The 23,795-nt window shown below is 57.4% G+C and carries 23 protein-coding genes; 13 read left to right on the forward strand and 10 right to left on the reverse strand.

Translation table 11 applies throughout. From position 1 onward, the window contains the following. Positions 1–38: 38 nt before the first annotated feature. Positions 39–263 (reverse strand): hypothetical protein, encoded by a 225-nt coding sequence (locus HDF10_RS00755; protein WP_183809531.1) that lies wholly within the window; start codon positions 261–263, stop codon positions 39–41. 169 nt (positions 264–432) lie between these two features. On the opposite strand from HDF10_RS00755, the gene rfbB reads away from it, so the two are divergent. The 4 genes from rfbB to HDF10_RS00775 are packed head-to-tail and all read left to right on the forward strand — an operon-like array spanning position 433 to position 3,939. Further along, on the forward strand, positions 433–1,596 hold the full coding sequence (gene rfbB / locus HDF10_RS00760; protein WP_183809533.1) for a dTDP-glucose 4,6-dehydratase: 1,164 nt from the start codon (positions 433–435) through the stop codon (positions 1,594–1,596). Further along, the gene (gene rfbA, locus HDF10_RS00765; RefSeq protein WP_183809535.1) at positions 1,593–2,468 is read left to right on the forward strand and encodes a glucose-1-phosphate thymidylyltransferase RfbA; all 876 of its coding nucleotides are present in this window, start codon (positions 1,593–1,595) and stop codon (positions 2,466–2,468) included. The genes rfbB and rfbA overlap by 4 nt, the downstream gene beginning before the upstream one ends. Beyond that, the gene (rfbD, locus tag HDF10_RS00770; RefSeq protein WP_183809537.1) at positions 2,468–3,394 is read left to right on the forward strand and encodes a dTDP-4-dehydrorhamnose reductase; all 927 of its coding nucleotides are present in this window, start codon (positions 2,468–2,470) and stop codon (positions 3,392–3,394) included. The genes rfbA and rfbD overlap by 1 nt, the downstream gene beginning before the upstream one ends. Further along, entirely contained in the window at positions 3,391–3,939 is a 549-nt protein-coding gene (locus HDF10_RS00775) for a D-glycero-alpha-D-manno-heptose-1,7-bisphosphate 7-phosphatase (protein ID WP_183809539.1), read from the forward strand. The genes rfbD and HDF10_RS00775 overlap by 4 nt, the downstream gene beginning before the upstream one ends. A 101-nt stretch (positions 3,940–4,040) precedes the next feature. Here HDF10_RS00775 and rfbC read toward each other — a convergent pair whose 3' ends face one another. After that, positions 4,041–4,628, reverse strand: a complete 588-nt coding sequence (rfbC, locus tag HDF10_RS00780) for a dTDP-4-dehydrorhamnose 3,5-epimerase (RefSeq protein ID WP_183809541.1) — start codon at positions 4,626–4,628, stop codon at positions 4,041–4,043. A 388-nt stretch (positions 4,629–5,016) separates the two neighbouring features. Here rfbC and HDF10_RS00785 point away from each other — a divergent pair, with 388 nt between their 5' ends. The 6 genes from HDF10_RS00785 to HDF10_RS00810 all read left to right on the forward strand — a co-directional run bounded on the left by HDF10_RS00785 (position 5,017) and on the right by HDF10_RS00810 (position 12,221). Next, the gene (locus HDF10_RS00785; protein WP_183809543.1) at positions 5,017–5,757 is read left to right on the forward strand and encodes a sugar transferase; all 741 of its coding nucleotides are present in this window, start codon (positions 5,017–5,019) and stop codon (positions 5,755–5,757) included. 288 nt (positions 5,758–6,045) lie between these two features. Continuing rightward, entirely contained in the window at positions 6,046–6,318 is a 273-nt protein-coding gene (locus HDF10_RS00790) for a DUF721 domain-containing protein (protein ID WP_260177524.1), read from the forward strand. Then, complete coding sequence (gene gatC, locus HDF10_RS00795; RefSeq protein WP_183809548.1) at positions 6,315–6,641, forward strand: Asp-tRNA(Asn)/Glu-tRNA(Gln) amidotransferase subunit GatC; 327 nt, start codon at positions 6,315–6,317, stop codon at positions 6,639–6,641. Before HDF10_RS00790 ends, gatC begins: the two co-directional genes overlap by 4 nt. A gap of 11 nt (positions 6,642–6,652) precedes the next feature. Then, positions 6,653–8,107, forward strand: coding sequence for an Asp-tRNA(Asn)/Glu-tRNA(Gln) amidotransferase subunit GatA (gene gatA, locus HDF10_RS00800; RefSeq protein WP_183811418.1), 1,455 nt, complete (start codon positions 6,653–6,655; stop codon positions 8,105–8,107). 161 nt (positions 8,108–8,268) lie between these two features. Further along, positions 8,269–11,106 carry an SLBB domain-containing protein gene (locus HDF10_RS00805; RefSeq protein ID WP_183809550.1) on the forward strand — a complete coding sequence of 946 codons (2,838 nt, stop codon included), beginning with the start codon at positions 8,269–8,271 and terminating at the stop codon, positions 11,104–11,106. A gap of 209 nt (positions 11,107–11,315) precedes the next feature. Next, complete coding sequence (locus HDF10_RS00810) at positions 11,316–12,221, forward strand: glycosyltransferase family 2 protein (RefSeq protein ID WP_221271335.1); 906 nt, start codon at positions 11,316–11,318, stop codon at positions 12,219–12,221. An 80-nt stretch (positions 12,222–12,301) separates the two neighbouring features. On the opposite strand, the gene HDF10_RS00815 is transcribed toward HDF10_RS00810, so the two are convergent. From HDF10_RS00815 to HDF10_RS00825, 3 genes are all read right to left on the reverse strand, one after another. After that, positions 12,302–14,914, reverse strand: a complete 2,613-nt coding sequence (locus HDF10_RS00815) for a capsule assembly Wzi family protein (protein ID WP_183809552.1) — start codon at positions 14,912–14,914, stop codon at positions 12,302–12,304. Between the two features lie 172 nt (positions 14,915–15,086). Then, positions 15,087–16,247 carry a YeiH family protein gene (locus HDF10_RS00820; protein ID WP_183809554.1) on the reverse strand — a complete coding sequence of 387 codons (1,161 nt, stop codon included), beginning with the start codon at positions 16,245–16,247 and terminating at the stop codon, positions 15,087–15,089. Positions 16,248–16,605: 358 nt separating this feature from the next. After that, positions 16,606–17,385, reverse strand: a complete 780-nt coding sequence (locus HDF10_RS00825) for a CHAD domain-containing protein (RefSeq protein ID WP_183809556.1) — start codon at positions 17,383–17,385, stop codon at positions 16,606–16,608. A 128-nt stretch (positions 17,386–17,513) separates the two neighbouring features. On the opposite strand from HDF10_RS00825, the gene HDF10_RS00830 reads away from it, so the two are divergent. Next, positions 17,514–17,792 (forward strand): hypothetical protein, encoded by a 279-nt coding sequence (locus HDF10_RS00830; protein WP_183809558.1) that lies wholly within the window; start codon positions 17,514–17,516, stop codon positions 17,790–17,792. A 30-nt stretch (positions 17,793–17,822) separates the two neighbouring features. Here the strand turns inward: HDF10_RS00830 and HDF10_RS00835 are convergent, their stop codons facing one another. Next, the gene (locus tag HDF10_RS00835) at positions 17,823–18,512 is read right to left on the reverse strand and encodes an FmdE family protein (RefSeq protein WP_183809560.1); all 690 of its coding nucleotides are present in this window, start codon (positions 18,510–18,512) and stop codon (positions 17,823–17,825) included. Between the two features lie 92 nt (positions 18,513–18,604). Here HDF10_RS00835 and HDF10_RS00840 point away from each other — a divergent pair, with 92 nt between their 5' ends. Beyond that, positions 18,605–19,057, forward strand: a complete 453-nt coding sequence (locus HDF10_RS00840; protein WP_183764953.1) for a CBS domain-containing protein — start codon at positions 18,605–18,607, stop codon at positions 19,055–19,057. On the opposite strand, the gene HDF10_RS00845 is transcribed toward HDF10_RS00840, so the two are convergent. Both HDF10_RS00845 and HDF10_RS00850 read right to left on the reverse strand, forming a co-directional pair. Beyond that, positions 19,047–20,750, reverse strand: coding sequence for a SulP family inorganic anion transporter (locus HDF10_RS00845; protein WP_260177525.1), 1,704 nt, complete (start codon positions 20,748–20,750; stop codon positions 19,047–19,049). The genes HDF10_RS00840 and HDF10_RS00845 overlap by 11 nt on opposite strands. Positions 20,751–20,903: 153 nt before the next feature. Next, positions 20,904–21,635 carry a hypothetical protein gene (locus HDF10_RS00850; protein WP_260177526.1) on the reverse strand — a complete coding sequence of 244 codons (732 nt, stop codon included), beginning with the start codon at positions 21,633–21,635 and terminating at the stop codon, positions 20,904–20,906. Positions 21,636–21,960: 325 nt separating this feature from the next. Here HDF10_RS00850 and HDF10_RS00855 point away from each other — a divergent pair, with 325 nt between their 5' ends. Beyond that, on the forward strand, positions 21,961–22,491 hold the full coding sequence (locus tag HDF10_RS00855; RefSeq protein WP_183764945.1) for a bactofilin family protein: 531 nt from the start codon (positions 21,961–21,963) through the stop codon (positions 22,489–22,491). Positions 22,492–22,558: 67 nt separating this feature from the next. On the opposite strand, the gene HDF10_RS00860 is transcribed toward HDF10_RS00855, so the two are convergent. Beyond that, positions 22,559–22,984 (reverse strand): DUF2752 domain-containing protein, encoded by a 426-nt coding sequence (locus tag HDF10_RS00860; RefSeq protein WP_183809564.1) that lies wholly within the window; start codon positions 22,982–22,984, stop codon positions 22,559–22,561. After that, the gene (locus HDF10_RS00865) at positions 22,981–23,655 is read right to left on the reverse strand and encodes a DUF4339 domain-containing protein (protein ID WP_183809566.1); all 675 of its coding nucleotides are present in this window, start codon (positions 23,653–23,655) and stop codon (positions 22,981–22,983) included. Before HDF10_RS00865 ends, HDF10_RS00860 begins: the two co-directional genes overlap by 4 nt. Between the last annotated feature and the right edge of the window lie 140 nt (positions 23,656–23,795).

Raw genomic sequence — 23,795 nt, forward strand, 5'->3', positions numbered from 1 at the left:
GGAGATACCACGGATGAAAGACATTGAACAGAACAATCTTATTTCTTGCCTGTGGTGCCTGGGGTAGTGTTGGCATCTTCCGGCGCGGAGGGATTGATGCGCCCCTGATTGTTCTCCGGAGTGTTGGAGGTGACCGTCGTGGATCCCGGACCTGCGGTCGACGGGTTATCCCACTTGGGACCTGAGGGTTCTACGGCGTGTTTAGGGTCGACAGGGGGCGTCTGATAGCGGGTTTGATTCGTCTGTTGATTATTCGTGGTCATAGGGTCACCTTTCGAGTTTCGATCTCCATTGGAGAGAAGGGTGGAGTTTGCAGTTGCCTGATTCTTCGCAAAAGGCAAAACGCAGCCGGGAGGTAAGCCGCCTGATGGCGAAGGGTAGGTAGCCTATTATTAAATGTTGGAACCAAAGTTCGGAGGCATTAACAGAAACATGAGAGCAGCAACAGAGGCAGAAGCGATCACGTTCAGCGATTCCGTTCTAGTGACCGGCGGAGCCGGGTTTATAGGGAGCAACTTTGTCCTTGACTGGCTGGCTGCGGGCCATTGGCCGATCGTCAATCTGGACAAGTTGACGTATGCGGGGAATCCAGAGAATCTGGCGTCTGTAGCGCACAACTCTGCCTACACGTTTGTGCAGGGTGATATCTGCGACGCGGAGATGGTTGCCAACTTGCTGCGAAGATACCGCCCGCGAGCGGTAGTTCATTTCGCCGCCGAGAGCCATGTCGACCGTTCAATTTTGGGTCCCGAAGCGTTTCTGCGAACCAATATCGACGGCACATTTACCTTGCTGCAGGCGGCACGGGCATACTACGAGAGGCTCGCAAGTGCAGATCGAGAGAGGTTCCGGTTTCTGCATGTTTCGACCGATGAAGTGTATGGCACGCTGACACCAGAGGCGCCGGCTTTCCATGAGGAGACGCCCTATGCTCCAAACAGTCCTTATGCGGCGTCAAAGGCAGCGTCGGACCATCTGGTGAGGGCATGGGTGCATACCTATGGCTTACCGGCCATTATCACGAACTGCTCGAATAACTACGGGCCGTATCAGTTTCCAGAAAAGCTGATTCCTCTGATGATTACGAATGCGCTGCAGGGTAAGCCGCTGCCGGTGTACGGAGACGGACAGCAGCTAAGGGACTGGCTGTATGTCGGAGACCACACGAGTGCTCTGCGCACGGTTCTCGAGCGGGGGCAGCTTGGTGAGACCTATAACGTCGGCGGCGGAAATCAACGCAGCAATCTCGAGGTAGTGAAGACGGTATGCTCGCTGCTGGATGAGTTGGTGCCTCAGTCATCGTTCAAACCACATCTGCAACTGGTGAAATATGTGACCGACCGGCCGGGACATGACCGGCGTTATGCGATCGATGCGCGAAAGCTTGAGGGGGAACTCGGCTGGCGAGCGCAGGAGAGCTTTGAGACGGGACTGAGGAAGACAGTGAAGTGGTACCTCGAAAACGCGTCATGGATGGAGAATGTGACCAGTGGGGCGTATCAGCAGTGGGTTGTCCAAAACTACTCAGGTCGCGAAGATCAGGTCGCTGTTGCTGAGCGTGGCTCGATAACCGAGGCAGGTGAGAGGGTTCGATGAAGGGGATTATTCTCGCTGGGGGCTCTGGGACGAGGCTGCATCCGGTGACGCAGGTCGTTTCAAAGCAATTGCTGCCGGTCTACGACAAACCGATGATCTACTATCCGCTTTCGGCACTTTTGCTGGCGGGCATTCGCGAGATTCTGGTGATCTCGACACCGGAGGACACGCCGCGTTTCGAACAGCTTCTAGGAGGTGGTGAACAGTGGGGAATCAAGCTGCAGTATGCCGTACAACCGTCCCCTGATGGTCTGGCGCAGGCGTTCTTGATCGGAAAGGAGTTTCTTGCGGGAGAGGGTTGTTGCCTAGTACTGGGAGACAACATCTTCTACGGACATGATTTCGCGAAGACCCTACGCGAGGCTGCTGCGGGTGGTCCGGGCGCGACGGTGTTCGCTTACCCGGTCCTTGACCCGGAGCGATACGGGGTGGTGGAGTTCGACAAGAGCCGCCGTGCGATCTCAATTGAAGAGAAGCCGCTGAAGGCAAAGTCCCGTTATGCGGTAACGGGAATCTACTTTTATGACGCGCAGGTGGTTGGCATCGCTGAGGGCCTAAAGCCATCTCCGCGTGGCGAACTTGAGATCACCGATGTAAATCGCTGGTACCTGGAGCACGGGCAGTTGCGGACGCAGGTGCTTGGGCGAGGAATCGCATGGCTCGATACCGGGACACACGATTCGCTGCTCGAGGCGGCGACGTTCATCCACACGATTGAGAAACGGCAGGGCCTCAAGGTGGCCTGCCCTGAAGAGATTGTGTACCGGCTCGGTTACATAAACGCTGATCAGCTGCGAAGCCTGGCATCGAAGATCGCGAAGAGCACGTATGGGCAATATCTGTTGCGCGTGCTGGAAGAGACGGTGTACTGATGGTGTCTGGGAGGCTGCCATCGGGGGAGCGGATTCTGCTGACGGGAGCTAAGGGCCAGGTTGGTGGGGAGTTATTGAAGACTTTGGAGCCATTGGGCGTTGTGATTGCTCCGGAGCGCGCGAGGATGGATCTTGCGGATGCGACTTCTGTTCGCGATACGATTCGGGCAGTGCGGCCAAGGTGGATCGTGAATGCCGGAGCCTATACGGCGGTGGATCGAGCGGAGAGCGAGCCGGGTCTTGTCTACGCGATCAATGCTGAGGCCGTCAAAGTGATAGGAGAAGAGGCGCGAGTGCTGGGCGCTGGTGTCATCCACTTCTCCACAGACTATGTTTTTGATGGATCAGGAGAGGAACCTTATGTTGAAACTGATGCTGTCGGACCGATGAGTGTCTACGGCGCCAGTAAACTCGCCGGAGAGAGGGCGTTGGCTGAGAGCGGCGCAGGCCACATGATCTTTCGGACGAGTTGGGTTTACGGGGCACGAGGGAAGAACTTTTTGCTGACGATCCTGAAGCTTGCGCGAGAGCGGGAGGCGCTGCGAATCGTGGCTGATCAGCACGGGGGGCCAACGTGGGCCCGCGACTTAGCAAGGATGACGGCTCATGTGATCGAGCGGTGTGAAGCAACTGCCCAGACGAGGGGATGGAAGGCTGCATTACAGGACAAAAGCGGGGTTTACCACGCGACTGGCGGGGGCGAAACTACCTGGTTAGAATTTGCAGCGGAGGCCGTTCAACTACAACACGAGAAGGAGCCTGGAGTGCGATTCGCGAAGATCGAGGCGATATCGACCGATCAGTATCCGACTCCTGCCAGGCGCCCGTCGAACTCGCGATTGAACTGTACCAAGCTGAAGGAACGGTTCGAATGGACCATGATGGACTGGCGGGACTCGCTGCGAGAGGTGCTGTCGGAGCTATGAAGCAACGGGCGTTATTTCTCGATCGAGATGGTGTTGTCAACGAAGAGGTGGGATATCTGCATCGAGCCGAGGAGGTGCGGTTTGTCGACGGAATTTTTTCGCTCTGCAGGACTGCCGTGGGACTTGGATATCGCCTGATCGTTGTGACGAATCAGGCAGGCATCGCGCGGGGCTACTATTCGGAGGCTGATTTTCACAACCTGATGACGTTCATGCGTGCAGAACTCCACGCGGAAGGAGTTGAGCTCGATGCCGTTTATTTTTGTCCGTTCCATCCCGAGCATGGAGTTGGGGAGTACAAACGGGAGCATGAGGACCGGAAACCTGGCACGGGGATGCTGAGACGCGGAGTCGCTGAGTTTGGAGTGGTGCTAAGCGAGAGCGTGATGGTTGGCGACCGGTGCTCAGATGTGGCGGCGGCGAATGCGGCTGGATTGCGGCAGGCCTTTTTGATCGGCGGTACTGAGACTGCCGGCTGTAGTGGAGAACATCTGAAGGTGCAATCATTGGCTGAAGTGGAACGTTGGCTGGTGGCGCACCGGTAGCGTAGACCACTGGTCGACATGTCGAGACAGGCTCCGCTTCAAAGCTGTATGGCGTGTAGATTCAGATCAGGAGATATCGACAGAGCCTCCCTTGTGCAGAGCTAGACCAGATGAGGCGTTTCGACCGGCGGGAGTTCGGCTTCGAGAAAGTGTTTCCCAAGAGCATCCTTTGGACTGACAGAGAGCGGGATGCCGTTAAGGTCTTCTAGTGGCCAATCGATGGCGAGAGTTGGGTCGTTCCAGAGAATGGAGCGCTCTCCCGCCGGGTGGTAGAGGTTCGTGGTCTTGTAGAAGACCTCTGCGGTGTCCGAGAGGACAACAAAGCCGTGGGCGAAGCCTTCGGGAATCCAGAGGAGCTGCAGTTGGTCGGCGGCGGACTGGGCTTTCAGATGGAATCCGGCCCATCTGCCGAAGTCGGGAGATTCGCGCCGAAGATCGACCGCCACGTCCCAGATATGGCCGGAGAGAACTCGTACGAGCTTGGCCTGAGGCCTGCCGAGTTGATAGTGAAGGCCGCGAAGTACTCCTTTGACCGAGAAGGACTGATTGTCTTGCACAAAATTCGCCGATAGCCCGACAGCTCCGAAGGTTGATTGATTGAATACCTCTGCAAACCAACCGCGACTATCTGCGAAGCGTTGGGGTTGAAGTAGCTTAACGTCACGTAGAGGCGTTTCAAGAACCTGCATTGGAGTAGTTTAGTGTCCTTAACTCGTACATGAAAACAGCGTGATGTGTTGTTCCAAAGTGGAACGAATAAAAGGCGAACCCAGTATGCGTAAACTCCTTTTTCAGAACACCGTCGGTTAGAATGGTGAAGTTGTGTCAGTGCGCTTTGTTTTCCCAGTCGTCGACTTGGTCCAACCCGACTTATAGAGAGGCCATCGTAAGGTCCATAGGCGGGTAGCATGTGCAGGCAGGTGGAAGTGATTTGGAAGCGCGGCCGTTTCCGGGCTCATTGAGGCTCTAGGAGCGGGCTAGAGAAGGTACCGCGATACAAGGCGTGTAACAGGAACCGGTCCGGCTGATGTAACGCAGAACATGCGCACATACGAGCTGAACAGATACAGGATTCGAATGCAGGCTGAATACCAATCCCCCGAGTCGCGGACAGCGGCTATCGAAGGTTCTTATTCGTATCCGGAGTCGGTTGGTGGCTCGCTGGAAATTTCGCATCGAGCAGACGAAACTCCGTCAGAGTTTTTCCGATACCGGGTGATCAAACGCTGCGTCGATGTCGTGTTGGTTTTGATTTCGATGCCCATTGTGCTGTTGTTACTCGGTGTTGTGGCCGTCTCCGTGAAACTGAGTTCGCCCGGGCCAGTCTTTTATTCGCATCGGCGGATTCGCAAAAATGGCGCCTTTTTCTCGATGTGGAAGTTCCGCACGATGTGTATCAACTCGGCTGAAGTGCTGGAGACTCATCTGGCGCGATATCCAAAGGCCCGCGCGGAATGGAACAAGACCCACAAACTTCGTAAAGATCCACGGATTACTCCTGTGGGGCTTTTTCTTCGGCGATACAGCTTGGATGAGTTGCCGCAACTTTGGAATGTGCTTGCTGGGCAGATGAGCCTGGTGGGGCCACGGCCGATTGTAGCGGCGGAAGTAGAGAAGTACGGTGATTGCTTCGATTGCTATTGCAGGGTGAAGCCTGGGTTAACGGGGCTTTGGCAGGTATCGGGACGCAGTGCCTTGAGCTACGAGAGACGAGTCGCACTCGACTGTGAATACGTGGAACGATGGGCGCTGATGAGAGACCTCTGGATTCTGATGAAGACGTTTGCGTCTGTGGTAAACCAGGATGGCGCGTATTAGTCTGCCTCTCATAAAATGAAGAGCGGCAGGGCTGCAACTGTCTGTTCCTCATCCACGAACACGTGGAGTTAGTTTCTTCGTTTTTGAGGGTTTGCATTTTAGCTTAGCTCGTGCAGGCGCTCCGTTGAATAAGCCTCTCTTCGTCGGATTGCCGTGATTTAACCACGAGCCATGGAGTTGGCAGATGTCCGACTCTAGCCGGAGGCTTCCTTTTCAACTCCCCGCCGAGAATCTCAACTGTGACAACTTGATCGGAGCTTGCTGATGTATTTAGAGGGAATGCGGGACATGTTGAAAGGTTCCCTGGGGAGGAGCCTGCAAGCGCTCCGGGAGGAGGATAGGCTGGCGGCAGCGTGGCCGGTGGCGTGTGGAAGGGCCATGGCGGAGCGGGGGCAGGTCGTAGGATTTGAGAATGGCGTGGTCCGAGTAGAGGTGGAAGATGGCGCATGGTTCCTGCAGTTGCTAAGTATGCGTCGACAGCTTGCCGCAGAGCTGTCGCGTATTTCGGGGGTGACTGTAAGCGAGATACACTTTGAGAAGAAGGGGAACTACAAGCGATGAAGGAACAGGCTGGCGTTACTCTGGAGGATGTGAGGCGGGTTGCAGAGTTGGCTAACCTGGAGCTAACCGCGGAGGAAGAGCCAAGGATGCAAAGAGACTTGAACGCCATTCTTGGCCATATCGATCAATTGAATGAGCTGGATACTTCCGGGATTCCTGCGATGGCGCAGGTAGGTGAGATGTTGGGGGGCACTTTGCTCGCTCGTGGAGAAGCGTTGCGGATGGACGAAGTGCGGCCGTCGCTTGACCGCGCTGAGGTGATGTCCGCGGCCCCGGATACCGACGGCCGGTTTTTCAAGGTTCCGAAGGTGATCGAAAGGTGAGCGCAAAAGTAGTGAACTTGGAAGATCTGACAATCGATGACGCGCGTCAAGCGGTAGCTTCGGGTGAAACTACGGCAACAGCGCTTGCGGAGCAGCACTATGACCGTATCGTCTCCCAGGATGTCGAGATCCATAGCTTTCTGGCGTTAAGTCGGGAGCGGGCGATGGCCCAGGCTAAGAAGATCGATGAGATGGCCGCCAAGGGTAACCCGTTGCCGCCGCTGGCGGGAGTACCGGTGGGGATTAAAGATGTTCTGGTCATGAGGGGAGCCCCGGCCACTGCAGGTTCACTCATTTTGAAAGGGTACCGGCCACCGTATGATGCGACTGCCGTCGCGAAGCTGGAAGAGGCCGGGGCGGTGCTTTTGGGAAAGTTGAATTGCGACGAGTTTGCGATGGGTTCGTCGAATGAGAATTCGGCCTACGGACCTGTACTGAATCCAAAGGCGTTAGATCGGGTTCCGGGCGGCTCGAGCGGCGGTTCGGCGGCTGCGGTGGCGGCGCACTTCGCAGTAGCGACCCTTGGAAGCGATACTGGCGGGTCGATTCGCCAGCCGGCGGCCTTTTGCGGTGTGGTTGGCGTCTTGCCTACGTACGGCAGGGTCAGTCGCTATGGATTGATTGCGTTCGCCTCCTCGCTGGATCGCGTCGGGCCATTCACCACGACAGTAAAAGGCGCGGCAACTGTGCTGCAGGTGATTGCAGGAAAAGATGTTATGGATGCGACCTCATCGACCAGGCCAGTGGATGACTATGTTGCCGGACTGACGAAACCTGTTCAGGGGTTGCGGATCGGCGTGCCTGAGGAGTACTTCGGCGAAGGGTTGGATGCAGAGATTCGCAGCGCAATCGATGGTGTAATTGATGGTCTGAAGATGGTGGGATGCGTGGTAAAGCCGGTCAGTTTACCCCACACCAAATACGCGATTCCAACCTATTACGTCATTGCTACGGCCGAGGCATCCTCAAATCTCTCTCGGTTCGATGGGGTCAGGTTCGGGTTGAGGGCGGAAGAGGCGAATACGTTATCCGCGATGTTCCGCAAGACTCGAGATGCAGGCTTTGGCGCCGAAGTGAAGCGGCGGATCCTGCTAGGCACCTATGCCCTCAGCGCGGGCTATTATGATGCGTATTACCGCAAGGCGCAGCAGGTTCGAACTCTTCTGACCCACGACTTTCTGACAGCGTTTGCCGAGGTGGATGTGCTTGTGGCTCCGGTAACTCCGACCCCTGCGTTCAAGCTGGGCGAAAAGACGGACGACCCTGTCCAGATGTATCTGGAGGACATTTACTCGGTGGCAGCGAGTCTGGCGGGTATCTGTGGCGTGTCCGTGCCCTGCGGGCAGACGAAGGAAGGATTGCCGATCGGCGTGCAGGTCCTGGGTAAGCACTTCGATGAATCGACCATGCTCCGGGTAGCGCAAGCCGTGGAGACGCAACAAGCGAGTCGGGAATTTGGTGCCTGAGGCCGGGTCCTCTGTGCGGGACGTACTCCGCCATTTGGATGTGATCGGGCCGTCAGATATATCCGTATGTCGGGTGCTTGATAGCTCTTTTCAGCGAGTGTGACTGCTGATTGTATGATGAACAATATCAGGTTAGAAGAAGGTCGCGAGGATTAGAGCAGATGCAGTTTGGTAGTTCCCCCAGAGTACGCAGGTTTGGATATGTGCTTCTAGTCAGCGTGTTCGGAACGCTAACGTCCTCTGCTCAGTTCGAACAATTCGGTCAGGCGCTCAGTGGGCAGACGACACAGCAGCAGTCTTGCGACCCGAATGATCCGACGTGTCAGTCTTCAGCAGATCAAAGCAACCTTCAGATCCGCAACCCATCGGTCAATCAGCAGCAACAGCAACAGACCTTGACTCCGCAGATTATTGTGCCCGGGCAGCAGGACACCCAGACCAACACACAAAATAACACTCGGACTCAACAGCAAAATCAGAATCTCCAGACTCCTCTTCCGTTGGACTCGCCGACTGAGTTTCAACTTCTGGTTGCCAATTCGATTGGTAAGATGCTGCCGATCTACGGCGTGAACCTCTTTCGCAACCTGCCGTCTACCTTTGCGCCGGTCAACTTGGTTCCGGTGACGCCAGATTACGTCGTTGGGCCCGGCGACGAGTTGCTTATCCAGATGTGGGGCCAGGTTACGCTGAACGGCCGCTTTCGGGTAGATCGATCTGGAAGCATCTTCGTGCCCCAGGTAGGCTCGATTCACGTTGCTGGGGTGAGTTTTGAGCAGATGCACGACTTTTTGAAGAGCCAGGTTAGCAGGGTCTTCCGAAACTTTGATCTCAACGTGAATCTGGGCCAGTTGAGGTCAATCCAGGTATTTGTAGTTGGACAGGCGCGCAGGCCTGGAAGCTATACGATCAGCTCGCTGAGCACACTCACCAACGCTCTTTTCGCCACCGGAGGGCCAACTCCGCAGGGTAGCCTGCGACACATTCAGTTGAAACGCGGCGATAAAGTCGTCGTTGATTTCGATTTGTATGATCTGTTGCAGCGTGGCGACAAATCGAAGGACGAAAAACTCCTGCCCGGCGATGTCATCTACATTCCGCCGGTCGGTCCGCAGGTAGCTGTCACTGGAAGTGTCAATCATCCAGCGATCTACGAACTCAAGTCCCCAAGCGATACGACCGTCGGTGATGTTCTCGAGTTGGCGGCAGGTTTGACGAACGTTGCTTCGGGACAGAGGGTTCGGTTAGAGAGAGTGGACGAGCGACGCAGGCGCAGCATGCTTGAGATATCCCTTGACGCACAGGGAAGAGCGACCGTGATGCAGGATGGCGACCTGTTGGAGTTGAACGCAGTGGTCAGCGAATACAAGGATGCGGTCACGCTCCGCGGGAATGTAGCCAATCCGGGACGTTACACCTGGAAGCCGGGAATGCGGGTTCGCGATCTGCTGCCGGATAAAGATGCATTGATCACTCGCGACTATTGGTTGAAGCGAAGCCAACTCGGTCAGCCCACTCTAACCTATATTCCTACATGCCTCCCATTGACCCCCTACGGCATTCCGAATCTGCGTTATGGAATTCCTGTTGGAGAAGAGGGAACGAACCCCAACTGGAGATACTCCTCTACCAGGAATCCAAATCTAATTGGACTGGCCTTCGGAAGCGAAGAGGGAAGTAGCTATCGAACGACAGATGGAGATGCGGGGAACGATAACGACACCGATCCCCCTACCGATGGCGGGCTCGACTGCGTCAAAATTCCAGCTTCGCAAACTTCGTTGAGCGGAAGCAATGATCGATATTCCCCTTCTGCTGCAGCAAATGCAGCCAACGGAATAAATGGAACGAATTCCGCGAACAACAATCAAAACGCCTACAGCGGTGGTAACCCCAACACCCCTGGGTTCCCACAAAATGGCTCCCAGTTCAACGCGGCAACTTCAAATCGTGTGAGTGCAGCCAGCGCCAGTTTGGGTTCAACCGTGGCAAATGCATCGTCTGGAGAATTTCGGCCGCGGAACAATGTGAAGTTGAGCGAGCCCGATATCGACTGGAGTTACGCTGTTATCGAACGTCAGAGCAAGGCGAACCTGACAACCTCTCTCGTGCCTTTCAATCTTGGAAAGGCAGTGTTGGAGGAAGACGCCTCTCAAAATCTTGAGTTGCTTCCCGGGGACGTCGTTACTATCTTCTCGAAGGCAGATATTCGGGTGCCTCAGGCGCAACAGACCCGATTCGTGCGGCTGGAGGGAGAGTTTGCCTCCTCTGGTGTCTACAGCGTTCTGCCGGGCGAGACCTTGCGGCAGTTGGTAGAGCGTGCCGGCGGGTTTACCTCGGAAGCATATCTCTATGGCTCGGAGTTCACTCGCGAATCCACACGTCGGGTTCAACAACAACGCCTGAATCAATACGTCGACGAGATCGCGCTGCAGGTGAGTACAAACGCAACGAATAACGCGGGTCGAGCTATAAGCGCTTCGGATACCGCAGCCGCAGCTGCTACTCAGGCCCAGAATCAGAACATCATCGCCAGCTTGCGACAAGCGAGGGCGACCGGACGTATCGTGCTGGATTTGAAGCCTGACAGCCACGACTTAAGCCAGATACCTGATCTCCCACTCGAAGATGGAGACCGTTTCATCGTGCCGCGTGTTCCCTCTACCGTAAGCGTAGATGGAGCAGTCTATAACCAGAACTCTTTTGTGTTCGAGACACAGCGCAGACTTGGCGGCTACATAAGACTAGCCGGCGGCACCAATAGAGATGCCGATAGGAGCCGGGCTTATGTTATTCGAGCGAGCGGATCCGTGATCAGCAAGCAATATAGTTCTTCTCTACGGGGAAACAACTTTGATTCGCTCCATTTGTATCCTGGTGACACGGTAGTGGTTCCCCTGAATCTGACGAAAGGCAATACGATACGTTTGATCGTCGATATTGCACAGATCGTCGGTCAATTTGGAATCGCGATAGCCGCGGCGAATGTGGTCTTCTAGAAAAAGACCATACTCGCCATGGGCGTTAGTGCTGAAGTTAGGATCGCAATCCCTCTAACTGAATTGGCCGGCATCGAGTGATCAGTCCTGCCTTCGCGATTCCGGGGCGACAATGTAACCAAGGCCTGACCTGTACGCCGGCGACTCCACACCGACGGTTCAGCGATGTCTCAATAAACCGCAGTTGCAACAGTGATAACCTTTGACTGGTGAATTTTTTCGTAGTTGTACCCACTTTGAATGCCGCCGAGGGATGGTCGCGGCTTACGCCGCTGCTTTTGGAGTCCATCGCAGCGGACCGGGTGCTGATTCTCGACTCTTCTTCTACGGATGAGACGGTGAATCTAGCGGACGCTGCCGGCTTTCGAGTGCATACGATCGCGAGATCCGAGTTCAATCATGGCGGAACAAGGCAGCTCGCGGCTGAATTATTGCCTGATGCTGAGATCCTCGTCTTCCTGACGCAGGATATTGAGCTTGCGCAATTCGACGCCATTCGTTGGCTGCTCAAGGCCTTCACCGATCCAGACGTTGCGGCTGCCTTTGGACGTCAGCTTCCGCGCCGTGGCGCAACTCCGATTGAAGCTCACGCACGTTTCTATAACTATCCTGCGCAGTCCGGCGTGCGCACGTTGTCGAGCCGGGAGCAGCTAGGATTCAAGGCCATCTTTATCTCAAACTCGTTCGCCGCTTATCGGCGGGAGGCGCTAATGGCTGTCGGCGGATTTCCGCGGGACGTTATCTTTGGAGAAGATACGGTCACCGCCGCCAGGCTATTGCTCTCAGGATGGAAGCTGGCCTACGTGGCCGAGGCGCAGGTCTATCACTCCCATAGCTATACCTGGATGCAGGAGTTCCGAAGGTACTTCGATATCGGTGTGCTGCATCGCCGGCAGAGCTGGATGCTCAGTGAGTTCGGTGGTGCCGGAGGGGAGGGTGGCCGCTTTGTTCGATCGGAGTTGCGATTTCTCTGGCCTCGGCATTGGTGGCTCCTTCCTTCTGCTTTGATCCACACCGCGGCTAAACTGCTAGGCTACCGGCTCGGCAGAGTCGAGAATCTTTTCGGTGCTGGTTTGAAGCGTCGACTCAGCATGAATCGTCTTTTCTGGAACTAACAGCTGTGTATGACTAACGCCTCTTCTGCCATAGTTGCTGTTCGGAGATTCCTGCGTGCACAGGAAGCCGCAAGCCGCAGCTAGCGATGCAGATGCAACTCCGGCGTCCATGTAACCTGAAGCCATCCACTCACGTTGTGTTGTGAGCCGCTCATGTAGGAGGGGATTAAGAACCGCTCGTACTGCGTGAAGAGCTGCGCCTGCCAGTGATGGTTGAAGGCATAGGAGCTGTTGAGGAATCCATCGGTGATTGTACTGCCGCCGGGAAGGAATTGAATTCCCCCTTTATTCTGGCGGTAGCCGGCCTCGACTCGAGTGCGGGCGGAGAACCAATAACTTGAACGGGCTTCGATAGCGCGGCCATCGCGGCCAACAGCGTTGCCCAGCAGAAATCCTTTGTTGGTATTTCCGTCCAGGTATTGGTTATTGATGAAGAAGTGCTGGCCGCCGAAGTCATTCACAAGCCCCTGCGAACTGACGGCCTCGACGCGTAAATCCATGTGAGGCAGAAGGGGCAATCGCGCAAAGTAAATACCGGGGCTCCAGGCAGCCCTGCGCGGTGCATCGATTGGACTGGGGTCATCGTCGGAGTATGCATCCGCGTAGAGGGTGACGGCCCGGCGCAAAAATGGCAGACGATAGCTGAAGTCGAAGTTGCTCTTGCGATCGCCAGGATCCGCTCGATCTCCGTAGCCGCCGCTCCCTCCGTTTCCATTGGTGATGTCACCGGTTGAGTTGAAGCTGAATACATTGTTCTTGAAGGTGTGGAGTGTGATGGGGTGCCCGACACCCCAAAAGATGGACCAGCGTGTAAAGCTCATCTCGAGGTTATCGCCGAAATTAATGTCAAGCTTTTGCCCATTGAACCACGGACGTGCGGGATAGCTGTGTCCGGATAGCTTTCCGAGCACGATATCGAAGCGATACGTGCCCAGCGATGGTACGAGCGGTATCGGGTGAGGGCGCGTGGATACGAGGCGCAGGTTGTACGTCGGTTCTGCGTTACTGGAGAAGGCGAGCGGACCCGTCGTAGTCGGCCCCCAATAGAGCTCCTGTTTGCCGAAAGAAAGCGCATTGCCCTCGAAGGCAACGCCTGCGTATAGCTCGATCGGTCGTTGACGAGTGTAGGCGGATCTTTCAGGGATTGGCTGTATGGTTGGGTCGCCGAAGTTCGGCAATCGATCCAACACGTTGATCAGCTGATTGATCGCCGGCGATTCAGCAGGATTCCCAGGACTTCGCTGCAGCTCCTGGCGGTCGTAAAAGAAGAGCCTTCCGTAGTTGGCGCGCACGGAATAACCCGCGATTGCGCTGCCGCCTCGGCCAAGCGGACGGCCGAAGTCGTTCCACCAGGTCTGGCCAAAGTGGAAGCTGTCAGTCAGCGCGGGGCCTGCAATCGTGCCGTACCGTGCGTAGACTGATTCGAGACTCAGCGATTCGTAGTAGTTAGGTTCGGTCTCGAATTCATGTTGGAGATCGGCCATGAGGCGACGGGCCTCAGAGATCAGCCTGGGGCTGTTGTATTGCTCCATATCAATCTGATCCTCGGCCACTCTAAGCTGACGAAGGCACTCCTGCCGGGTCCACGGGCGGATCGAGACACTCTGACCAGGGATGAATCCCATCGCGGCGAGTCGTTCCAGCGCCGGATAGACCCAACTGTCCATGGGGACGTTGGTCGATCCGATCGAATCTGGATCGTCATCTTCGGTGAAGAGCCGCGGCGGATGATGAGCAACAGGCGCTGGCTGAGAAGCTCCCTGCGCTTGTGGCGTCTTGTGGGCCCGGGGCACCCCGAAGTCATCCGGCATCGCCTTGGAGTCGAATGGGTTCAGGCTGAAGTTGTGATGCGCGCGATAGACATAATGACCGATCAGCCATCCGGTCGCGCTTCCAATCAGAACGTCCGAGGGGAAGTGCTGTTCCGCCAGCACGCGGCTGACGCTCACTCCGGTGGCAAGTCCGTAGACCGCAGTGCGGGTAATCCATCCCGGATATTCATCTCCAATTACTGAAGCCATGGCCCATGCCGCAGTCGCGTGATTTGAGGGGAAGCCTGACGTAGACGGGCTGGAGTTGAAGAAGTCACCCTTGGCATTGTTTACAAGGGGACGGTCGCGCAGGGAGATGAATTTGCCGACTTCGCTTACCGCGAGGCTGTCCGCCAGCGCTTCTGCTGTCAGCAGGCCAGTCTCGTGGGCCTGGGGCGCGTCGTTGAAGAGGCTCCAGAGGTACATGACTGCCGGCGCCGCCCCAAGCGCCACCACGCCCGCGTTAGAAAAGGTGTTGAACTTGCTGCGATCGTTCGCGTTGATTTGGATCAACGATGTCATGGTGTGATGGTCGCTGCCGATCAACACGCCTGTCGCTGCGCCAAGAGGTGCCAACCAGATTGCGTCACTGGGCCGTAGATGCAGAGGGCTGGTCCAGATGGCCTTCTGATCGGCCAGGAGACGCCGCGGGGTGCCAGCGAAGGTGATGCTCTCCGCCTTATCCTCCGCCGTTTTGGGGGCCGAGTCGGTCGCGACTTGCGGCTCAGGCGCATCTGGCAGAGAGCTTGACGCCTCCGCTGCAACATTCGTCGACGCTGGCTGTAAAGCTGCGTTTTGAGCGAAGCACAGTCGCCCAATCGAAAGCAAAAGGAATGCTGTGAGGCGGAAGTATCGATCAGGTTTTAGGTGAGCTACAAGCATCGGCAACGGTTCGGGGTGGGCGTACTCGGATAATGCAACCCCTTGCAGGAGGCTACCATAGCCGGGCACCCCCTGATGACACCGTGACGAAAGCGTGACAACTTTCCCACCCGAGACTCCCGCTTCGCTCGACGACAATCTGCGAAGCGGGAGCATCCACATCGTGCTGATTTTAGAGATGGAAGAAGCGGTTTGCACCCAGGACGAGCAGCAGGGTAATGGCGGCGATAGCGACCTCGCCGACAGCTCCCACGAGGAACGGCCGTGCCCCTTGTTTGAAGAGATCCTTCAGATTTGTCCGTAGACCTACGCCGGCAAAGGTGAGCAGGAAGGCCCAGCGGCTCAGGTTCCCTAATGCTGCGAGCTGAGGTTTCGAGAAGCCCAGCGCGGCTACATTGGGGTTGGTCGAAGAGCCCAGGGTGGCCAGCAAGGAGATAAGGAGGAAGCCGAGGACGAACTTGGGAAACTTCTTCCAGAGGAATGCGGCTTTGTTCTCGAGCTGTGCCGTGGCGGCACGGCTGGCGAGGCCCTTCCGCGCCCACTGGATCGCGTAGGCCAGCACAACGAAGCCGATGAGGGCGTTGCGGCAGGTCTTGGCGAGGACGGCGAACTTGCCGGCGGCGTCGGAGTAGAGGGCTCCGGCGGCGGTGGCTTCGGCGGTATTGTCGACCGCGAGACCGGCCCAGAGACCGTAGGCACGATCGCTCATGTGCAGCGCGTGGCCGATGAGCGGAAAGGTGAACAGTGAGATTGCCCCGAGAGCGAGAATGGCAGCGATAGCAGTCGAGGAGTCCTCTTCGTCGGCGTCAATCGCGCCCTGGGTGGCAATGATGGCAGAGACGCCGCAGACACTGGACCCAACGGCCAGCAGCGTAGTGAGTTGGGGACCTAGTTTGAAGGTGCGGCCCAGCCACGTCATGAAGGTCAGCGAGAACGCGAAGGCGACGAAGACCAGGGCCAGCGAGATGCCGCCGAGTTTGAGGATATCGCCGAGAATAAAGCGTGCGCCGAGCAGGATGATGCCTGCCTTCAGCCAGAACTCGTAGGTTGCCACGCCCGCGCGAAAGATCCGGGGCAGGCCGACAGTGTTGGCGATGAGGATCCCAAAGAGTATGGCCCAGAGCACATATTCGATGTTGGGGAGGACGTAGTGGTGAGCCTTGCCGTAGGCGTTGATGAAGTGCTCTACGAACTTGCCGGCGTAGCCGACGACGGCCAGAAGCGCAATGCCCGGAAGCAGGCCGAGGAGAGAGGAGCGCTCGGCTGGGACGCGGCCGGGGGCGTGTGGGGGATACTCCCTACGAAGATCGGGTAGATCGATTGAGGCGGCCATAGACTCTCCTTCGTGCACATTTGTTGAGGTGTGGACTTCGACGCTTACCAGACGACGGATTTGAGCAGCCCGACGCGGACGAGGACGGCCAGAGCAAGGGACAACACAATTGCCCAGGTGTCGGTAGAAAAAGAGAGACGGGTACGAGGGATGGACATGGAGAAGTCTCCTTGGAGAAAGAGTGGTGCACACGAAACGACGTGTGGGCTACAACACTGAACTTGTAGAAAAAGGGGGTACAGCGAAGGAAGGACTAGCTACAACAACAACGAGTCGGCATGAGGTGCAGCGGCGCGGGTTGGCGGAAGACCGTCATGTCAGAGTCCAGTGTACACCACGGGGGTAGGGGGTTGGTTGCTCAGGCTTTCAAAAGATGCGCTGCCTTCGACTCCGCCTGGCGCCGCAGCACTCCGGCCTTCGCGTAAAGCTTTTTGATGACGGGACTTCCACTCGGCAGACGGCTCTGAGCTCGATCCAGCAGAAGGAGATAGTCGTGCCATGCGCCGGTTGTCTGCTGGACGTCCTCCATGCGTTTTGCAAATTTGGCCGCGGTCCTGGACTCCCCGCTGCCGATCTCTGCGATGTACCGTGCGGTCTTGCAGGCCTTCCGGATCGAATGAAGGTCATCATCTTCGTGAGGATCGAGCCCGCGAACCGCCGGCGCCAGCCAGCTTCGCGCGACATAGATCAGCCTTCCTCCGCTGAGGCTTAAATCGGCGATTCCCCCAAAGATCATTTCGAGTCTGTCGAGCGCGTGGCGGATCTCATCTTCGTCCGCGCTGATCTGCCGACGCATTCTTTTCACCTTCTTTTTTCTCGATGCCTCCAGCTGCGTCTCCAACTCAGTCGCGCCACTCGTCGTTTGATAGGCGCGAAGAAGTTCACGGTGAACATCCAGATCGCGGACGTCGCCGGCGATGCGTCGGATTTTACGGACGGAACGTCTGAAGGCGCTGGATCTCTTCGGCAGAGCGGGCAGGTCGGCCGCCGGAGTCAGTAGTTCGAGCACAGCTTCCAGGCGGCGATTACTGGAGCGAAGTCTATGGACGGCTTCCGGCTTGGGATTGTCGAGGCAATCGGCCATCGCAGCCTTCAGGATCAGGGAATAGCGAAGAAAGGTGATGACCGGCTGCGGCATAGAACACCTGCTTTTGTTACAGATGCAGCTTATACGGATTAGGGCTTCAGGACACCGGATTGCCGCGATAGTTGCGCGCAACCGGTGCGAGTAAGGCGGGTTTCATTGGGTGTAGGCAGGAGGTTGTTATGAAGATCACAAACGTAAAAGCGATGGTTGCAAAGGGTGTAACGGTTGGCTTACTGGCAGGTGCGTTTGTGTTGGCGGCACCGGCAAAGGCTGACGCACAGCAGTTCGCAGTGGGGGTTCGGGCCGGCTATCCGGCTTACTATGGCTACCCCGCTTACCGCTACTATGGGCCCGACTACTATGCTCGTCGGCGCTTTGAACAGGAGCGTCGGCATGACGAGTGGGTGCGAGCGCATGAGTATGAGCGCTACCACCACGATCATCGCGGACGCTGGTAGCCTACGCGTAAGGCTGCAATCTTGCAGCGCCTAACAATGTTCGCAGGCCGGTTGCGGAGAGGTTTCCGCGCCGGCCTTGCTGTTGTTGGAGAGCTCTGATTCCGAAAGCGGTCGATAGTAGCGAGCCTCGGGGAAGGCGCATCCCTGGCAAAGTGTTCGTCCGTCGCGCAGGTGCTCGCGATCGTAGTTGATGCCCTCGCCGCACTGCGCGCAGGTGATACGCGCCGACTTGTAGCCAGGCATCTCACGCGGATGGATCGGTACTGCAACCCACTCTGTGTGGAAGAGGTCTTCGTTAGGCAACTCACGATACGCAAGCATCTGCTGCTCGTTCTTGTTTTCAATCTGCGGAAAAAGTTCGCGGGCGCGTTGCTTGGAAGATTCGAGCGCGGCAATCCGCAGAGCTTTGAAAACAGGTGTATCGCCCTGCGATGGCAGGGGCGAGGTCAGGTCGACGAAGGTAGCCGCCATCTTGCCCCAGTCGCGAAACTTGATGGCGCGCTTGCCCAGGCGGCAGCCAGTGACGACGGCAATCGCGTCGGTGGCGCAGCGGTCGATCTCGATGAAGGTGACCAGGCGCTTGCGGTCGGCACCCTTGGGATTTTCGACGCCAAGCCGTTCGCAGCCCAGCATGGCCATGCGGACGCCGAGAATCTGGCCGGCGCAAAGGTGGCCGTGGGCGATCTCGGCTTCGCGGAGAAGTGCGTCAAAAGACTGCATAGACTGATGATACTGCCGGACGAGGGAGCGCGTTTTTAAGTGTTTGCGCGAGGTTGCTCAGGGGGGGTACTATTCGAGGCCCGAGGTGACCCATGAGTGAGTTTGGAACGACGATCGGTATGGTGTTGAAGCAGAAGTCCGGGCCAGTTGCGACGATCGCGCCCGATGCCTCCGTCTATCAGGCCATCGAGATGATGGCAGAGCGGCAGGTCGGCGCGCTGCTGGTGATGACCCAGCAATCGCTTCTCGGCATCATCTCCGAACGGGACTACGCGCGTAAAGTTATCCTGCAGGGCCGCTCTTCGAAGGACACCCCGGTCGCAGAGATCATGAGCAGCCCTGTGATCTCAGTCTCGCCAAAACACACGGTGGGCGAGTGCATGCGCATCATCACCAAAAATCGCATCCGTCACCTGCCGGTGGTCGAGGGCGGCGCAGTCGTCGGCGTCGTCTCGATCGGCGACCTCGTGAACACGGTAATTAGCGAGCAGGAGATGACGATCCGGCATCTCGAAGCCTATATCTCGGGTGCGGCTACGACGTAGCGGATGGTTGCGCAGCAGCGATGGATAACACCGGGTTCTTCGCCGCGAATGCCTCGAAGGCATCGAGCGCGTCGTGCAGCCGATTGAAGATCCATGCGCTGCCGATGGCCTCGGTCAGGTGATGGCGGTCGAAGTCTGCCCTCGTGTTCCATGGCACTCGAGCGAATCCCAGCTGGACGCCTGCATCTGTCAGATTTTTCTTCAACTCCTCAACCACTCGCGCAGCGCTGTAGTCCAGGTTGGTAATCGCCTCGGCATCAACGATGAACCAGCGCACGGTGGTCGGCGAGGGGCCTACCAGGCCGAGAACCTCGTCGGAGAACCGGCTCGCGTTGGCGTAGAACAGTGCTGCGCCGAAGCGGTACATCACCAGTCCAGGTTCGGTCACTGCGCCCGGAGTCGGAGGAATCAGCTTCCACACATTGGCCTCGTCCGGAATCATGACGCCGGTGCGGGGATGATAGCTGTGATGCACGATGCGCAGCAGCGACAGGACCATCGCCAGAACGATACCGACCTCGACGCCCGCAGTAATCACTACGAGCGTAGTTGTCACAGCAAGCGCGAATTCGGCAGGGCTTTCGCGGAGAATATCCTTCAGGCTGCGCAGCTTGATCAGCCGAATCGCGACCAGGAAGACCAGTGTGCCGAGTACGCACTGGGGCAGGTATTGAAGCGGCTTGGTTAGAAACAGCAGGACCAGCGCGACGACTATCGCCGTGGTGACCTGCGCGATCTGGCTCCGACTGCCAACGCTCTCCACCATGGCGGTCTGCGTGGGGCTGCCGTTGACGACAAACGTCCCACTGAACGCAGCGGCTGCGTTGGCCGCGGACAGGCCGATCAGGTCCTGATTCTCGTCCAGCCGTTGATGATGACGCGCTGCATAGATGCGCGAGGTGGCAGCGCTCTGGGTAAGGATCATGATGGCGCATGAGCCGGCGACCGGGAGCAGCGGTCGGATGTCGCCCCAGCGGACGTCCGGCATCGCAAGGTGAGGCAGGCCGCCCGCTACCGCGCCAATGATGGCGATGCCATGCCCCGCAAAGTTCCATAACGCGCTGGCTGCTGTGGCCAGAATGACGGCCAGCATTGGCCCCGGTGCCTTCGGGGCAGACCAGCGCAGAGCAAAGACGAACGCAAGCACAGCAAGGGTCACCGCCAGCGTGTGCAGATGCACCTTCGGGAGGTTGCGGCTGATCTCGACGAACTGGAGAATCGATCTGCGCGAGGTGACCTGAATGCCAAGCATCTGTCCCAGAACCGCGATGCCGACCTGAAGTCCTATGCCCGTCAGGAAGCCGACGAGCACCGTCTGCGAGAGGAAGTCGGCGACGAATCCCAACCCGCACACCCGTCCCAACAGCAGGAAGACGGCGGTGAGCAGCGCTACCAGGCTCGCTAGTGCGACATACCGGGTGCTCGCAGTGGGAGCCATGCCGGCCAGTCCGCTGTGAAGGATGGCTGCGGTGGCCGAGTCGGCGGCGACGACTAGAAACCGCGACGAACCGAAGGTCGCAAAGGCAAACAGCGGTAACAGAAGGGAATAGAGGCCGGTTACGACAGGCATTCCTGCGATCCGGGTATACCCGAGTGCCTGAGGAATGTTCATCGCGGCAAACGCAACCCCGGCGACAGCGTCTCGTACAACGCCGATTCGTTTCAACGGTCTGATGCCTTGGAACAGATTCAACAAATTCGAAACTCCTGCCTGGGAGACAGCGCAAAATTCTCAGCCTTCGCCGCGGTTGTCTTGTAACTAGACGTTGATCCTAAACCAAATACCGCTGGTTTTGATGCAGGTCGTGTCGCGAATCCTCAACCCTGGCGACCAGCCGACGCTCTGCTATTCGTCTGAGTTGTCGCCCTCTTCCAGCAGAGAAACGGTGCCGACCACGTCGTAAGTGGTTGCCTCGCCGCCAGTCGGCTTCAGTGTCACCCGCATAGGCAGCCGCTGCCACCGAGCAGGCTGGCAGACTGGGATAAAGTGATCAGCCTCGGGCCACTTTCCGATCTGCTTCTGAACCACAGGGCGACGCGCTCCGAGTTCGGCCACAATAGCGTAGAGGCCTCCCTTGGCCGTCGTGGCGATGCCGCAGTACGCAGCATAGTCGCGGAACCAAACCACATCGGAGACAGCGAAGTCGAAGTCGGGCAGATGGAGCACCGTGATGTGACCAGTGACGCGATCAACCGAAAGCCACGGTCCAGGCTGCCAGATCCAATGCGGTGCAGCATCATTCGGCAGCGCGTCGTTGAGTCGAAGTGCGCGACGGACAGTAAAGGTGCGGTCGGTCACATCGTGGATCTCGCCAGTCGTCCACTCCTTCTGGCGGTCATCTACGAAGAGCGGGCGCACCCTCAGGCTGCTGGTCTCGTCCACTTTGGTGTCGGGAGTGGCGTCCGGCTGGGTGTAGGGAACCTTGCGGTACGCCCCCAGCGTGACCGTATGAATTTTAGGACCGGCCGCCAGCAGCGAATGTCCCGAATAAATCGACGACAAAGCCAAAAAAAATACTGCCGCCAGAAGATGAGAAAACTGCAGCCTGACGCGGGTCGTGCGGGGAGTCGAACTCAAGGGATAGGGCTCTCACAGAGGGATTTTCAGTTGTTGCCATCCTACCTGACACACAGTCTTTTCTATGCGGTAGAGGCTCTAAGCCACATACCACTTTTGAGGTGGAAGAAAAGTGAGAAAAGTGAGAAGAAACTTCGGGGGAGCCGAAAAGAACTCCATAGGTAACGGAAAAGGTACAAACGTTGTGGAATAGATTGTGAATACAGGGCAATCCACGGGCCTTTGCGGAGTAGTATCGTGGAAAGTATGCGTGCTGCCGTCGTGGTAGCGCGTGCGACAGACCGCGGCGGATCATTTGAAGCAGTACGAAAGGATACAAACGAACATGTGGAAACCGAATCAGACTGGAAGCAACACTCCCTCGACTCCTGAACCGGTGCGTCCGTCGACTCCAGCGACGAACTTCGAGGCGAGCCCAACCCGTCCCGCGACCGTCGGCGCTGGCAATGCGGCAGCCGCTGTACCAACCGGCGAACAAGCCACCATCGGCAAGTCTCTCATCGTCAAGGGAGAGCTGACAGGATCTGAGTCTCTTTACATCGACGGCAAAGTCGAAGGCGCAATCAACCTCCCCGGCAACCGCGTCACCGTCGGCCGCAACGGCCAGGTCGCGGCGAACATCGTGGCGCGCGAGATCGTTGTGCTGGGTAAAGTTCGCGGCAACTGCCAGGCCAGCGACCGCGTTGATATCCGCAGCGAAGGCTCGCTCACCGGCGACGTCATCGCAGCGCGTATCTCGATTGAAGATGGCGCCTTCTTCAAGGGCGGCATCGACATTCGCAAGCCCGGCGGAACCGACCTGAAGGGTGGAAGCGCTACCCCAGCTTCCACCGAGCCTGTCGCTGTCGAGGCGTAACGCTTCGTTGACATCGTTCCTTATCGAGTCGAGCGGTCCCTGCTAATCCCAGGGATCGTTTCGCTTTTTATTGGAGCAGCCGAAGCGGAAGATTGCGAAGTACTGTAAATACCGAAGCCGCAGCAAGCGCGACATACAGAGCTTCCTGCGAAACATTCGGCCCGCGGTAGATTCCACGCCGCACAAAGCGCCAATACCAATAAAGACCATAAGCTGCGGCGACAGAAAGCAGGAGCATCGCGAAGGCGTTCAGGTGCATCGCCTCGTCGAAGCGACCTTGAAGCAGCGCGGCAAGAGCACGTGTAGCTCCACACCCTGGACACTTCAGGTGAAGAGCCTCATAGATAGGACATCGTGGATAGAAGCTGTTCTGTGTAGGGGGAAAGCGACGCAGAACCCGGCTCACCACCCCGAAGACCGTCCCGACGATCGCCAGCGGCGCAGCGGTGCGCACAATTGCTGCGACACGGCCGCCACGAATCAACCAGATCATCGCGGCAGGTTGTGATATCGAAGCGTTTGTTTTAGCTGGTTGATCTCGTTGAGTTTGTACTGAAAGTAGATGCCGCCAAAGAAGAAGGTCATGACAGGGTTCAATCGCAGCCCAAGCGGCTCCGCACTGTTGAAGTGCTGTTCCAGCGTATCCCGCAGCGTAAAGCGAGCGACGAGACGGGCGACCCAGGAGGCAATCCCGATGAAGCCCCCCACAAAGTTCTGGTGCGGCTGCTGATGGTGGCTCATCGAGATAACAACCCCCCACGATCCGCCAAAGTTGAGCACGACCAGCACCGTGGCGATGATGTAAAACATCAGGGCTTTGCTCGCCGGCTGCACCTTGTTTGCCCATGCGGCGATCACCAGGTTCCACACCACCACAAAGAGCGTGCAAGTTAGAAAGCCCAGCAACAGCTCGAGCACCCAGTTCAAATTAGGTGGGTCTGGATATGCGTTGGTTGGCTGCGAATACGCGACAGGTGCAGCGTAGGAGGCCGTCGCCGGCACTCCAGCCGAGCCGAGGATCTGCGCAACCGGAACCCAATCCGGCATCGTATCGCTCTTGGCCATGTCCGTCGGCAGAACGTTTCCCGAAGCCACGTAGCGCTGAAGATCTTCGAGGGTATACGGTCCATACATCTGCCCATTGCGTGAAACCTGGTAGGTCATGCAAAGCTCCTGAGTGTCGGGGACTGCAACGTAGCTGCAGCCTCGATGAAATCACGGAGAGGCACTTCCGCACAATCACTTTCGGAGACCTGCCTCGATGACGCCAATTCTGTTCCCTGAGAAGGCAGATATGAGAGTCT

Origin of the sequence: Tunturiibacter empetritectus, assembly GCF_014201375.1 — a bacterium.
Taxonomy (GTDB): Bacteria; Acidobacteriota; Terriglobia; order Terriglobales; family Acidobacteriaceae; genus Edaphobacter; species Edaphobacter lichenicola_D.